Genomic DNA, 13,134 nt, shown 5'->3' on the forward strand with positions numbered 1-13,134 from the left:
TATTGGGGGTCAGTTCACTTTTAGTAAGCGGCTTTCTATTTTACTTATCGAGATAATCATCATATCAGTGGCAAATGACCTGTTTTCACTAGGATGACCGTCTCTTCTTCCACATAAGGGAAATGCTCGCTCATGTGAGGGCTACGCATCCAAGTATGTTTCGGGTACACGCCATGTTCATCTTTAAAGGTGCCCGACAACACAAAGATCTCTTCTCCACCAAAGTGACGGTGCGGCTGAAAACGTTCGCCAACACGCCACTTAACTAAAGTGACATGCTCGTGTTCGAACTCATGCAGTGGCATCACTTGTAAGCCGCCAATACCCTGAAGCCATTCTGTTTCCAAAGTACTAATACGAACTTGAGTTAAGTCTCTCGCGTCAAACTGGTTGAGCTTAACCAAGATCGTACAGCCATTTTTGCTGGATGGGGAATGCGCGCTGCCCGGCGGATTACGGATATAAGTGCCAGCGGGGAAATCGCCAGTTTCATCAGAGAACACACCCTCTAATACGAAGATCTCTTCACCTTGCGGATGTGGGTGCTCAGAAAACGAAGAGTCAGGATCGTACTTCACCACGCTGGTCGTGTGGCCCGATTCTTTCTCTTCTCTTTCAAGTGGCTTACGCCAAACCCCTTTAGCAGGGCTTGCGACCCAATCTAATGTCTCGGTTTCTATAACCAGTCTCTTTGAAAAGTCCATATTGAACATAATGGCGACCTTACTCTTGTTATCGTTTTAATTATTATTGTTGTCTTTCTCGTTTCTATTCTACGCGAATACTGATCAAGGAGGCTATCTCGCTGCTATTTTGCCTGCGCGATAGCCACCTAAAAAGAATCCTAATTAATTGCGGCCAGCAATCACTCCGCCATCAACATCCCAGATTGCACCCGTTACCCAATCTGCACTGTCTGACAGTAGGAAAGAGATGCTATTAGCGATGTCTTTCGGCAAACCTACTCGACCAATAGGATGGAACGCGTTGAAGCCTTCTAGCGCTTGATCCACTTCTTCAGGTTTGATGAAAGATTCGTAAATCGGCGTTTTAACAACAGCAGGAGAAACCGCATTCACGCGAATGTTGTAGTCCGCAAGCTCCATCGCCATGTGCTGTGTTAAAGCGTGCAAGCCAGCTTTTGCCATTGAATACGCAGAGGATGGTGTCGCTCTAATAGCTTGTTTGGCCCACATAGAGCCTACATTTACCACGTTTCCGCCACCGTTTTTGATCATCAACTTGCTGACAGCTTGAGTGATGAAGAAGGTTGCTTTATTGAGCTGCATGTATTGCTCGTAATCAGATTCTTGGTGTTCAATAAACGCTTTAGGGTTGAAGTAACCAGCCGCATTCACAAGGTAACCAATACCTTCTTCGAGCGACTCTAAATGCGTAATAAGACGAGACACACTTGCATCATCATAAAGGTTAGCTTGCCAGCCTGAAGCATGACCGAGCGATTGCAGCTCTGACACCGCTTTATCTAACTTAGTTGGGTTATTGCCGACCACCAACACATGGATGTTTTGAGCGACTAACTGCTTCGCTGTTTCAAAGCCCATGCCGCTTGTGCCACCAATTACGACTGCAATACCATTTTTAGTGAAGTTCATTTTGTTATCTCCTAAGTCATGTGAACGTGGTAATCTTAGGCTTTGAACTAACACTATGAATAGTAAGTACAAATCGGTTAGGTAGGTACTTATTGGTACATCTTTATGAAAAATCAGGAAAACTTTTTTTCAAGAAAATCGGCACCAGAGCGTTCCGCTCGTATGGTCGAAACCATCTACGGCTGTAAATGGTCGCTAACGGTTTACCAATTACTGGCAAATGGCATTAATCGCCCCGGTGAAATGGTGCGCTCGGTCGAAGGGTTATCGACCAAAGTATTGAATGAATGCTTGAAGCGAAATGTAGAATTTGGAATTTTAGACAAGCAAATGTTCAACGAACTACCACCAAGAGTTGAATACCAAGTGACGCCGTTCGGCGAGAAGTTCTTGTTGATTCTAGACCAGCTGGAAAACCTACAAAACGAAATCGACGAGATGTAAGTTCGAGCCAGTCCAACTATTGCCAAAAAATAGCAGACAGAAAAAGGAAGGCAACAAGCAGCACTTAGCTCACTGGCATTTGCTCAAAGCGACCTTTTACAAAATCAATGAAGGTTCGAATTCGACTTGGTTGATAGCGGTCTCGATGGTAGATCGCTGAAAAGTCCACTTTCGGCACTATCCACTCATTAAACACCTGCTCCAATTGCCCATCATTGATCTCTTGTAAGCAATAGATGGTTGGAACACGAATAATCCCATTTCCCGACTTAGCGCCCTGCACCAACACTCGCCCATTTTTACATTGCAGTCTGCCCGTCACATGCACATCGACTGTTTTTTTGGTGTCATCCAAAGCTTGAAAGCTCCACTTACGCACCGAGCCCGTTAAGCAATCATGGTGGATGAGATCTTTAGGATGGTTTGGCTTTCCTTTACGAGCAAAATACTCTGGGCTTGCGAGTGTTCCCATCTCTATGTCCAAAAGCTTTCTTGCGATAAAGCCCGCGTCTTCTAAGCTTCCCATACGAAATGCGATATCAAAGGCGTCTTCAATCAAATCGACTCGGTTACTACTGAAATCAAGACTGATGCTGATATCTGGGTATAGCTGCATAAACTCATTGACCAGATCCGCGATGATCACCTCGCCCAGATAACCGCCAACACAGTTTACTTTTATGTCGCCACGTACTTCTTCGACATCGTCGACAGCAGCAATCAATGCTTGGTCTATATTATCTAAGGCTTGTTCACATCTTGCGTACAGATCTTGCCCTGCGTGAGTCAGCCTCAAGGTTCGAGTGGTGCGGATAAACAGTGTCACACCCATCTGCTTTTCTAAACTACTCACTTGGCGTGATACGTGTGAACGAGACACATCCAACTCCTCCGCCGCTTTGGTGAAATTACCTAAACGAGCGATAAGCACGAAGGAGCGAATATCAGACAGGTTAATTTGATTGAGCATAGTCGCCAGCTTACTAATGAAGTTATGAGATAGACGCTTTTATTGTTGCACCACAGCAACAGTGTTTCAAGTAAAGCGCTATATATCAACAATGCTATTTTCCTTAATATACCTCCATCGCAACGAAGCAAGGCAACAAGCACTTGATTCGAATGCACTTAAACAATACGTCGTAGCCAACCGGCGCAATAAAAGTACAGAGGAAATAAAATGAAAAAACTAATCGTAATTACAGGTGCAAGCTCTGGTATTGGTGAAGCAATCGCTCGTCGTCTAAGCGATGAAGGTCACCCTCTGCTACTTTTAGCTCGTCGTGTTGACCGCCTTGAAGCGTTGAACCTACCAAACTCACTGTCAGTAAAAGTAGACGTAACAGACAAAGCGTCTTTTGATGCAGCAATCGCACAAGGTGAAGAGAAGTTTGGCCCTGTAGACGCGCTTATCAACAACGCTGGTGCAATGCTTCTTGGTCAAATTGATACTCAAGACGCACAAGAGTGGAAGACAATGTTCGACGTGAACGTAATTGGTCTTCTAAACGGCATGCAATCTGTACTTGCTCCGATGATAGAACGCAACACGGGTACTATCATCAACATCAGCTCAATTGCGGGTAAGAAAACATTCCCAAGCCACGCAGCTTACTGTGGTACTAAATTCGCGGTACACGCTATTTCTGAGAACGTTCGTGAAGAAGTGGCGGCTTCAAATGTTCGTGTTACCACTATCGCACCGGGTGCTGTAGAAACTGAGCTTCTGTCTCACACAACATCTCAAGAGATCAAAGACGGTTACGATTCTTGGAAAGAAGACATGGGTGGCGTATTGGCAGCTGACGATATCGCTCGCGCTGTATCATTCGCTTACCAACAACCACAGAATGTATGTATCCGTGAGATTGCTCTAGCACCAACTAAGCAACAGCCATAGGCCTTTGCCATCGCTAATAAATAAGCGATGAACTAAAAAAGCGCCACGACTTAACAAGTCGTGGCGCTTTTGTTTTGATTCAATCTAATTGCTAGTAAGAAGCGTGATTAAAACTCAACGCGGTAAACTGACGTGCTACCACTCACTTCGTTGCCAACCGCAATAAAGTGGTTACCAGAACGAGTGAAATACTTGATTGATTCTGGACCTAAATCACCCGCTTTAGCGTTGTAAGTCTCGTTGTCGCAATCACCGTCTTCATCAACCTTAGTGCACACTGGTTGTGTGAAGTCTCGGTTGTTCAAGTAGCTGATGAAACTTGCGTTCTTAGGCTGTGTTACGTCGTAAACCATGATGCCACCTTGGCGCTCAAGGCCGATAAAGGCATAGTGCTTACCGTTGATCTCAGCCACTTCGATAGCTTCAGGTTCTACCCCTTTATCATCGCTGCGATCGTCACCACTTTGGTTGTTATCATTGGTGCTGTTGAAGTTTGCAGGATCTTGTTCAAGAACGATTCGAGCGAAATCATCACCGCTATCAAACACTAACTCGCCAGACTCATCCCAAATAGAGAAAGAGCGGCTACCGAATGCTTGAACCTTTTGGTCAGCAGCAAGTGTTCCTTGTGGCTTAATCACCTTTAGGCGAGCCAGTTGCTTGTTATCTTTCAACGCTCCAGCCAATGGGTGGTTAGCGTCAACATCTAGCTTCTTGCCACGTACTTCATCAACATAAGCGATACAAAAGTCTTTCTCTGTGGTGTAGTTTTCGGTGCCTTTATAGTCATCGCCATCCCACTCAAAGCCTTTATCGTCACACTCTTTTTGCGTTGTCTTGATGCCATACTCGCGGCCGTCACCTTCGTTCGCCGTCACGATGTAGGTATTGCCATCGACACTGTAGCTGGTGATGCTGTCTGGCATGTAAAGCCCTTCTAACATCGCGTAGCTTTGTAGGTTGCCGATATTTTTGTCTTTATTCGACGCATCCAATTGCGCGCTATCCCAAGGTTTGCCGCCTAAACCAAGAATCGCATCCACCTCTGCAGTTGCGACATCAATCGCTGCTAGTGCGTTGTTCTCTTGCAGGGCAACGTAGAGTTTGCCGTTGTCAGTAAACGTTAGGTATTCAGGCTCTAGGTCTTGAGCAACGGTCGCATCCGGAGCTGAAATTCGAACCTTATCGGTTAATTCCTGGTGACGAGGCTGACCTTGGTTAAATGCCTTGAAATTAATCTGAGTGACCTTCGCTTGCATCGGCCCATTCGCTAAATCCACCAATGTCACCGAACCTTCAGGATCAATGCTGTAATCCGCATTCGGCTCACCTTCATTTGCAGAAGCAATGTAGCGACCATCTTTCGAGAAGCTCACCATGTCTGGCAGTGCGCCAGCTGTGTAAGTGGTGATCAGCTCTAGTGTGTCTGAGCGATACAGAGCAATAATGCCATTTTGTTGCTTGTCCGCATTCTCAATCGCGACCGCAACTAATCCTTGATGAGTCGACACGCTGTTCGCTGCACCAATATCAATCCCAGAAGCTGTAGCGGCTGATTGAAGGTCGATAGAACCCTCAGATGTCGGTGCGCTATCAGCGTTCATCGACAACACATCGACTTTCTGAGCTTGAGCGTTAACCACATAAAGCTTATCGGTACATGAATCGTAGCTGACGATTTCGGCTGCAGACGTATCAAACGGAGCGTCGGCGATTGAACGGCCAACTAGGCTGATTCCAGTTACCTCAGCATTGGAAGCGCTTGGTTGCTCGATGGATTGGCATTGAAGGCTAAAAGCATCAAGTGACGTTTGAGATGGCGTAGCAGTCGTTGGTGATGTTGGTTGAGAACAGCCTACTAGAGCAGAACTAACCGCGATAGGCAGTAATAATGTCAGCTTATTAAATTTACGATTCATATATCCTCCATAATTTGAATCGCGATCATAGAAGGCTTTGATGACACTTATCTTTCTCTTTTATTAACAATAAATGATGACAATAGGTTTCTTTCACTCATAACAACAGAGAGTTAAGGCGAGCACTCTATTAACAAGTAAGAAAAAAAAGCGCCCAAGCTGGCTGATGCTTGAGCGCCTTTAGTAAACTGAATAGGGAGATTAGAAGTTGTAACCACCACCGATCATGAATACCCATGGGTCGATATCAACGTCTGTTGAGTACTGGTTACCCGCTGTATCTTTATACTTTGCAGTTGTATCTATATCTGCATACCAAATAGATGCATTTAGGAACCAGTCTTCATTGATCATGTAATCCACGCCAATATTTGCTGCAAGCCCCCAAGAGTCATCAAGAGACAAATCACGTAGTTGAGCGTCTTTACCAGTTCCGTTAAATTTTTCATCAAAGAAGAACGTGTAGTTAATACCTGCACCCACATAAGGGCGAATTTCACTGTTCGCTTCACCAAAGTAGTACTGAACCATAAGTGTAGGCGGAAGGTGTTTAACATCTGCAATATCACCTAGTCCAAGTAAATCAGTAGATACCGTATGTGAAAATGGTGTTGCTGCAAGAATTTCTAAACTAACGTTATCAGTGAACATATAGCCAAATGTTAGGCCAAGTTGAGTATTTGAATCTACAGATAGCTCAGAACCTGGTGAGTTTAGTACATCACCACTGCTGTCGTTTGGAGATACCATTGCTGCACCTGCACGGATGATGAAATCACCTTCTTTATGAGCAAGAACATTGGTTGACATAAGAGCCGCAATAACCGCAATACCACATACTGTTTTTTTCATTATAATTTCCTTTTGGGGGGCTTAATCTTTATTGGTGAATGAGTAATCATTTCTTATTTTGCGTGCAAGGTATCATAGAATAACCCTACTTTATTGATGGAAATCAATTTGTGAAAAGTTGTGATTATTTATGTAAATTTATATCGAGCCGATCACTTTATTCCTTCATTTTATTGACAGTTTTGTAATGCAGTTTTTCCGTGCGTCATTTTGTTAATCCAAACAATTCACTCTATTCGGATCTTTTTTGGATCAAAATAGAGCAAGCCAATATCTCACGCGCATCATTTTGGTGCAGAACAACAAGAATCAATCTCGCCTCGTATAATATTCAATGAGTTACATTTGGCTTAGTGCTTGCAAGTCTATGTTAATAATCATAAATACATTGAGGTTCTGACTATGCAAGACACTCTAACAATCGTTCTGGCCGGCGGTGTTGGCTCTCGGCTTTCTCCCCTCACCGATAACCGTGCAAAACCTGCGGTACCTTTTGGTGGCAAATATCGAATCATCGATTTCACACTCGCGAACTGCCTGCACTCCGGACTTCGCCAAATTCTGGTGCTAACTCAGTACAAGTCTCACTCTTTGCAAAAACACTTACGTGATGGTTGGTCGGTGCTTAACCCCGAGCTCGGCGAATACATCACCAATGTTCCCCCACAAATGCGAACCGGTGATAGCTGGTACAGCGGTACTGCCGATGCGATTTATCAAAACTTGTATCTGCTGTCTCGCAGTGAAGCCAAGCATGTGGTGGTGTTATCTGGCGACCATATCTATCGCATGGATTACGCGCCAATGCTCAAGCAGCACAAAAAGAACGAGGCCGACCTAACTGTGGCGTGCATGGAGGTTTCGATTGACGAAGCCAAAGAGTTTGGTGTGATGGAGATAGATGAATCTCTAGAGATCAATAACTTTACCGAGAAGCCACGTTACCCTGCATGTGTACCTGGTAGGCCAACTCGAAGCATGGCTTCAATGGGTATTTATGTCTTTGATAAAGAAGTGCTAACACAAGCGCTACTGGCGGACGCCGAAGATCCGAACTCAAGCCACGATTTTGGTAAAGATATCATTCCTAAATTGGTGGGCAACAACAGTGTTTACGCATACAAGTTTGGGGATGAAGAAGGCCGAGTGACCCAAGATGCGTACTGGAGAGATGTTGGTACTATCGACTCTTATTACCAATCGAATATGGACCTGTTAAAGCCAGCTTCGCCTATCGATTTATATCAACCTGATTGGGCGATTCGTACTTACGAACCGCAGCTGCCACCCGCACGAACCATTGCTTCAGTTGAAGGTAATCAAGGAATATTCATCAACTCGATGATAGCGAATGGCGTTGTAATTGAAGGCGGCTCGGCGCAAAACTCAATCTTCTTCCCGAAAGTGAAAGTCAGCAATGCCGCGATTGTGATTGATAGTATTCTGTTTGAAGATGTTGAGATTGGAAAAAATTGCCACATACAAAACTGCATCATCGACAAGAACGTTAAGGTGCCTGACGGAACCCAGATCGGTCTTGATGGCCTTGCCGATGCGAAACGCTTCCACATATCAAAACAAGGCGTGATTGTGGTGCCCTCTTCTTACCAATTTGAAGAGTAACCTTTAACGTTGGAATAGCTTTTCTTTAAACGAAAAAAGGCAGCGAATTCGCTGCCTTCTTATTTACTCACACAGCTTCAGTTAAGCCTTAACTGTCCATGTATTCGATTAAACAGAAACCTTAGAAAGGCCCTAGCTCAATCATTTGAGCAATCACAACTGAAATCAAAGCGCCTACCGACCAGAACAAGAACAGTGGTAAGAAGAAACGAACCCACTTGGTGTAAGGCACTTTTGCAATAGCCAATACCGCTAACAAGCCACCATTGGTTGGGTAAATATAGTTAGAAATACCATCACCCAATTGAGAAGCCAGTGCAGCCACTTGGCGAGTCACTTCACCAATATCTGCCAATGGAATAATGATTGGCATGGTAATCACCGCTTGGCCACTGCCCGACGGAATGAACAGGTTGATCGCAGCCTGCGAGAAGTAGATCCCTACTGCTGCCACAAGTTTAGAGCTACCAGAAATGATTTGTGCGAGATAGAAGATAATAGAATCAACAATCTTCGCGTCTTCCATAATGGTTAGCACTGAACGAGCAAAGAAGATGATCAGTACCGCAACCAATACATCGCTAACACCTTTGGTCCAGTACTCACAAATCTTGTTCGGAGATAAGCCCGCCACCAAACCCGGAATAATCGCCATCGCCACGAATGCACCCGCAATCTCGGTGAAGCCGAACCCCATCGTCAACGTGCCGAAGATCATGTATGCGAATACGCCCAAGAACGCGATGCCCGCAAGCTTTTCACGTGTGGTCAGTGTTTTCGCTTCAACATTTGATTCATAGTGGTAACCCGTGCCGTGTAACAAGCCTTTGGTCGGATCTTGCTTAACTTTGCGCGCGTAGTTAAGCACATACCATGCACCCGTTAACAACATGAACATACCAACAATAAAGCGGTACCACATGCCTGAATACATAGGCAGTTCAGCGATAGTGTGTGCAATACCCGTAAAGAATGGGTTAGCCAAAGCGGCCGCGAAACCGGCACAACTTGCCAGTAAAACAACGCCAAGTGCCGTAATCGCGTCATAGCCAAGCTTGATACAGATCGGGATCATCAAAGAGATGAAAATGACATCAAGTTCACGCATACCGGTGAAGGTAACGTTGAAGAAGATCGCCGTCATGATCACAGGCGCAATCACGTATAAGCCTTGCTTCTTTAGCTTAGTAGTTAGTGCAACAACGGATGCGTCTAACAGACCCATGTGTTTGATAATGCCAAAAGCACCACCCACAAATACCACAACGCCCATCACGCCAGAAGCGGATTTGAAGCCTTTAAAAAATGATTCGAAAAAAGAGGCTAATGTTGTTGGGTTGCTGGTCAATTGTGTGTAGCTGTCTGGGTCGATAACCGTGCGGCCATTCATGACCACTCGCTCGAATTCACCAGCAGGGATGAAGTAAGTTGCAATTGCAGCAACGATCACCATGATAACCAAAGAGAGAAACGGGTGGTTTACTTCTTTCTCTGTGGGCGCTGCGTTAGCAGCTTGAGATGTAGGTACGGATGTAGATACCGTAGTCGTCATATAGACTCCTTATTTGTCAGCAACTAAGGTTCACTTAGCCGCCGGAGGGATTTTTGGAAAAACGAAACCCTTCACGCTGAACTAAGTTCGCGCTAATTTAGGTTGTTTCGAAAAGGCCTTTGATAGATGGTGCTCTCAAATGTACATAGTGAAGTAGTGAGTATTACTCTCTTTGCGTCCGAGCAAAATGCAGATGTTCGGCCAAGTCAGGCCAAACTGAATGAGGTCATTACAAGCAGATAAACAGAAAAAGACTGTTTGGGTAATGCGTTTTTTATCAATTACAAAGACAAGCGGCGCATACTAGCATAACGAGTCATTAATTGTCAGAAAAGTGTGAGTTTCGTCATGCTTTGGTGAGCAAAAGAAAAGCGCCCACTAATAAGTAAGGCGCTTTTCTGCAATCGAATCGAGTTACTTAGGTGCTAATTCGTAGTTTTCTTGCATCTCATGAGGGGCAATCCCGTACTCATAATCTGCTAAGTAGCCATCCTTATAGACCTTCATTCCCTTCTCATCCCAGCTCACTTTGATCATCGCCGTGTTGCCATCTTCACTGCCTAACAGCTCCAGCATTTCTGCATCAATCTTAATGGCTTTGATGGTTTTAATACGCTTAAACGGCTTAAATTCAGTGGCCGAGAATACGATGGCCGAGCGATAACGCTTAAGCTTGAGTCCAATCGCAAAGATTCTCGATTGTTGCTCAAACTGCAACATATTGATCTAGGCTCAATTGATGAGTCTCGCATTTCAGAACTTGTGCGATTCAAAGTCGAAACGCCGGTTCGCTATGAAGGTGACATTAATTATTGGCGTCAGGGCGTCGAATTTCCTGTCGATCAACTGGCATCCAATAAAGAAGTCGATATTCGAGCACGCATTACCATACCCGAGTCTCAACTCACAGCAGGAGAGTTTCACTTCAATATGGAGTGGGCAGTTGAGTGTCTATAAATTAGTAACTTAAGCTGAGTTTTTAATCAAAGAAGAAAAAGTGAGTGAGCTGGAAAGAAAATCAATGGAGTGACAAGTTCGGAATTATAAAACCGATAAAGAGAGATTCACTGGGAATTCGCTGTAGGTTAGCGCAAATTATCAAGGATGGAGTTTTTTTGAACATGTCTTTAAAACACGAAACATAATATGCGATCAGTTCATCGGACTTTCAAGGGAGTAACAAGAGAATATTTGATAACACTGAAGTCAATCACACATGTGCTAATTCTCAGTTGGTTAATCTATCCGATGTTTGCTACGTTTAAATGACACAGTCATTGGAAAGGTATGATTTATGAAAATAAATGTTCAAACACATCATGTATCAATTAACGACGAGTCACGCAAAGACATCGAAGGTAAATTCGAGAAGATATCTAACCATTTCCCATCACTGATCAGTTGCGACATCATCATTACTAAAGAACACGGTCAACATCAGGTTGAAGTATTCACCAACTACGAAGGTGTACGAGTAACAGCAAAATCGACAGACGATGTTATGTACCCAGCTATCGCTGCAGCACTCAAGAAACTTGAAGCTGGCCTAAGTAACCGTAAGGGACAATTGAAAGCCGACCTACACGAGAAACCAACAAGCACGAAGCCAGAGATTGCTTCGGACATCATCCAAGAGATGAAATTGGTATAAATCGATAAGTAGTTAAAGCGAAATAACGAATAGACACTTATTAAGAATTTCAAAGCCAGCACATGTTACTGGCTTTTTCGATCTTAAAGCCAAGCAAACCTTCCTTCTTTAACGCCCCTCGAACTCAACACTAACCCGCATCATTTTTTACGCCCTTAGGTTCTTAGCAGCTATAACAATCACTTGTGGTATTTGATACAGTTATAAGCAGAAATTTAGACGACAACGGAATGTTTATTATGAAGAAAATCGCGTTGATACTTTTCCTTGCCACGCAACTAATGGCTTGTACAGAAGTGGGCAGTGAAGCTTGGTGTGCCGATATGAAAGAAAAGCCTAAAGGCGACTGGACGGCTAATGAAGCGGGCGATTTTGCCAAGCACTGCATTTTCTAGGCGGGTTGTATTTAGCAGTTCAGTACACCCCACTCAATGAAGCAAGTGAGTAGTTGCAGTATGGTTTACTTATCTCTGTAAAACGGTACAAACAAAAAATCGCATAAGTTAACGCTTATGCGATTTTTGTATGGAGAGATTCCTAGCTAATTTGTTAGGAACTTAAAGAACAATCATCCCATCTCGATAAGTCAGTGATGGTACTACATCTTGACCAAGTAAGACTGGGCCATCGAGGTCGACGATTTCAGATTGAACGGCGATAGGCAGAGCTGCACGCATCGCCAGCGATGTACCGAGCATACAACCCGACATCAGCGTAAATCCTAGCCTTTGAGCTTCTTCAGCAAGTACCAATGCTTCGGTCAAACCACCTGTTTTATCGAGCTTGATGTTGACCATTTCATATTTGCCTAACAAAGATGAAAGTTGCGAAGTGGTATGACAGCTTTCATCAGCACACAGTGGTATCGGGTGCTTGATGTGCGCCAATGAGGCATCGTGCTGTTGGGGTAACGGCTGCTCGATCATCGCAATATCAAATTCTACCAGTTGATTGAACAACTCTTCGAGATTCAATCCTGTCCACGCTTCATTCGCATCCAATACAATTTGAACATCTGCCGCAGCTTCTCGTACCGCGCGAACACGCTCTACCACCTGCTCGCCGTCAAGCTTCACTTTCAGAAGTTTCGCACCATTCGCGACATAGTCTCGAGCCTGAGTCGCCATGCCTTCTGGCGTGCCAATCGAGACTGTCATTGCAGTCACGATTTGAGCAGGCAACTCAAACAAGCTATTCGGAAACGTCTGGTCGTTCTGCTGAGCTTCACAATCCCAAAGCGCACAATCGACCGCATTGCGCGCTGCCCCTCCGGTCAATAAAGACTGAAGATGATCTCTTAGCTCTGCCGGATCAGTAACGCCTCGTTCAAACATAGCTTCAAGTGCGCTAGACGCTTGTTGGATTTGCGCTAACACAGACTCCGATGACTCGCCGTATCGTGGGTAAGGCGTGCATTCGCCCTGAGCTCGTTTGCCACCATGTTCAATGTAAACACGAACAACGTGACACTCAGTTCGACTGCCACGAGAGATGCGAAAAGGCGTTTGCATCGCGATAATAATGGGTTCAGCTGTAATCTTCATAATTTCACTCGGTTGATGTTCACTTTAACAAAT

General features: G+C 44.6%; 13 protein-coding genes and 1 pseudogene. 6 read left to right on the forward strand and 8 right to left on the reverse strand.

Annotated features, from left to right (window positions below; translation table 11 throughout):
* Positions 1 to 59 precede the first annotated feature (59 nt).
* Both AB4384_RS07590 and AB4384_RS07595 read right to left on the reverse strand, forming a co-directional pair.
* Positions 60 to 713 carry a cupin domain-containing protein gene (locus tag AB4384_RS07590; RefSeq protein WP_372129246.1) on the reverse strand — a complete coding sequence of 218 codons (654 nt, stop codon included), beginning with the start codon at positions 711 to 713 and terminating at the stop codon, positions 60 to 62.
* A gap of 135 nt (positions 714 to 848) precedes the next feature.
* Positions 849 to 1,616, reverse strand: coding sequence for an SDR family NAD(P)-dependent oxidoreductase (locus AB4384_RS07595; RefSeq protein ID WP_065584096.1), 768 nt, complete (start codon positions 1,614 to 1,616; stop codon positions 849 to 851).
* Between the two features lie 105 nt (positions 1,617 to 1,721).
* Here AB4384_RS07595 and AB4384_RS07600 point away from each other — a divergent pair, with 105 nt between their 5' ends.
* Entirely contained in the window at positions 1,722 to 2,060 is a 339-nt protein-coding gene (locus AB4384_RS07600; RefSeq protein WP_004733017.1) for a helix-turn-helix domain-containing protein, read from the forward strand.
* Between the two features lie 64 nt (positions 2,061 to 2,124).
* Here the strand turns inward: AB4384_RS07600 and AB4384_RS07605 are convergent, their stop codons facing one another.
* Positions 2,125 to 3,030, reverse strand: coding sequence for a LysR family transcriptional regulator (locus tag AB4384_RS07605; protein WP_136974130.1), 906 nt, complete (start codon positions 3,028 to 3,030; stop codon positions 2,125 to 2,127).
* A 210-nt stretch (positions 3,031 to 3,240) separates the two neighbouring features.
* Here AB4384_RS07605 and AB4384_RS07610 point away from each other — a divergent pair, with 210 nt between their 5' ends.
* Positions 3,241 to 3,960 (forward strand): SDR family oxidoreductase, encoded by a 720-nt coding sequence (locus AB4384_RS07610; RefSeq protein WP_372129247.1) that lies wholly within the window; start codon positions 3,241 to 3,243, stop codon positions 3,958 to 3,960.
* A gap of 107 nt (positions 3,961 to 4,067) precedes the next feature.
* Here the strand turns inward: AB4384_RS07610 and AB4384_RS07615 are convergent, their stop codons facing one another.
* Both AB4384_RS07615 and ompW read right to left on the reverse strand, forming a co-directional pair.
* Positions 4,068 to 5,879, reverse strand: coding sequence for a choice-of-anchor I family protein (locus AB4384_RS07615; protein WP_372129248.1), 1,812 nt, complete (start codon positions 5,877 to 5,879; stop codon positions 4,068 to 4,070).
* A 201-nt stretch (positions 5,880 to 6,080) separates the two neighbouring features.
* Complete coding sequence (gene ompW, locus AB4384_RS07620; RefSeq protein WP_017071378.1) at positions 6,081 to 6,731, reverse strand: outer membrane protein OmpW; 651 nt, start codon at positions 6,729 to 6,731, stop codon at positions 6,081 to 6,083.
* Between the two features lie 402 nt (positions 6,732 to 7,133).
* Between ompW and glgC the strand changes: the two genes are divergently transcribed.
* Positions 7,134 to 8,354 carry a glucose-1-phosphate adenylyltransferase gene (glgC, locus tag AB4384_RS07625; protein ID WP_017064925.1) on the forward strand — a complete coding sequence of 407 codons (1,221 nt, stop codon included), beginning with the start codon at positions 7,134 to 7,136 and terminating at the stop codon, positions 8,352 to 8,354.
* Between the two features lie 121 nt (positions 8,355 to 8,475).
* Here glgC and AB4384_RS07630 read toward each other — a convergent pair whose 3' ends face one another.
* A complete protein-coding gene (locus tag AB4384_RS07630) occupies positions 8,476 to 9,906 on the reverse strand; it encodes a YfcC family protein (protein ID WP_372129251.1) in 1,431 nt (476 codons plus the stop codon).
* Positions 9,907 to 10,320: 414 nt separating this feature from the next.
* Positions 10,321 to 10,548: pseudogene (locus tag AB4384_RS07635) on the reverse strand (hypothetical protein); the annotation flags it as partial.
* A 57-nt stretch (positions 10,549 to 10,605) separates the two neighbouring features.
* Here AB4384_RS07635 and AB4384_RS07640 point away from each other — a divergent pair.
* From AB4384_RS07640 to AB4384_RS07650, 3 genes are all read left to right on the forward strand, one after another.
* On the forward strand, positions 10,606 to 10,863 hold the full coding sequence (locus AB4384_RS07640) for a hypothetical protein (RefSeq protein ID WP_229648214.1): 258 nt from the start codon (positions 10,606 to 10,608) through the stop codon (positions 10,861 to 10,863).
* A 337-nt stretch (positions 10,864 to 11,200) separates the two neighbouring features.
* Positions 11,201 to 11,557, forward strand: coding sequence for a ribosome hibernation-promoting factor, HPF/YfiA family (gene hpf / locus AB4384_RS07645; RefSeq protein ID WP_017061680.1), 357 nt, complete (start codon positions 11,201 to 11,203; stop codon positions 11,555 to 11,557).
* A 239-nt stretch (positions 11,558 to 11,796) separates the two neighbouring features.
* Positions 11,797 to 11,952, forward strand: a complete 156-nt coding sequence (locus AB4384_RS07650; RefSeq protein ID WP_017061679.1) for a DUF3012 domain-containing protein — start codon at positions 11,797 to 11,799, stop codon at positions 11,950 to 11,952.
* Between the two features lie 162 nt (positions 11,953 to 12,114).
* Here AB4384_RS07650 and dgcA read toward each other — a convergent pair whose 3' ends face one another.
* Positions 12,115 to 13,101 carry an N-acetyl-D-Glu racemase DgcA gene (gene dgcA / locus AB4384_RS07655; protein WP_372129252.1) on the reverse strand — a complete coding sequence of 329 codons (987 nt, stop codon included), beginning with the start codon at positions 13,099 to 13,101 and terminating at the stop codon, positions 12,115 to 12,117.
* Positions 13,102 to 13,134: the final 33 nt, after the last annotated feature.

The sequence above is a fragment of the Vibrio sp. 10N.261.51.A4 genome (assembly GCF_041471945.1).
In the GTDB taxonomy this organism is placed as follows: domain Bacteria; phylum Pseudomonadota; class Gammaproteobacteria; order Enterobacterales; family Vibrionaceae; genus Vibrio; species Vibrio crassostreae_C.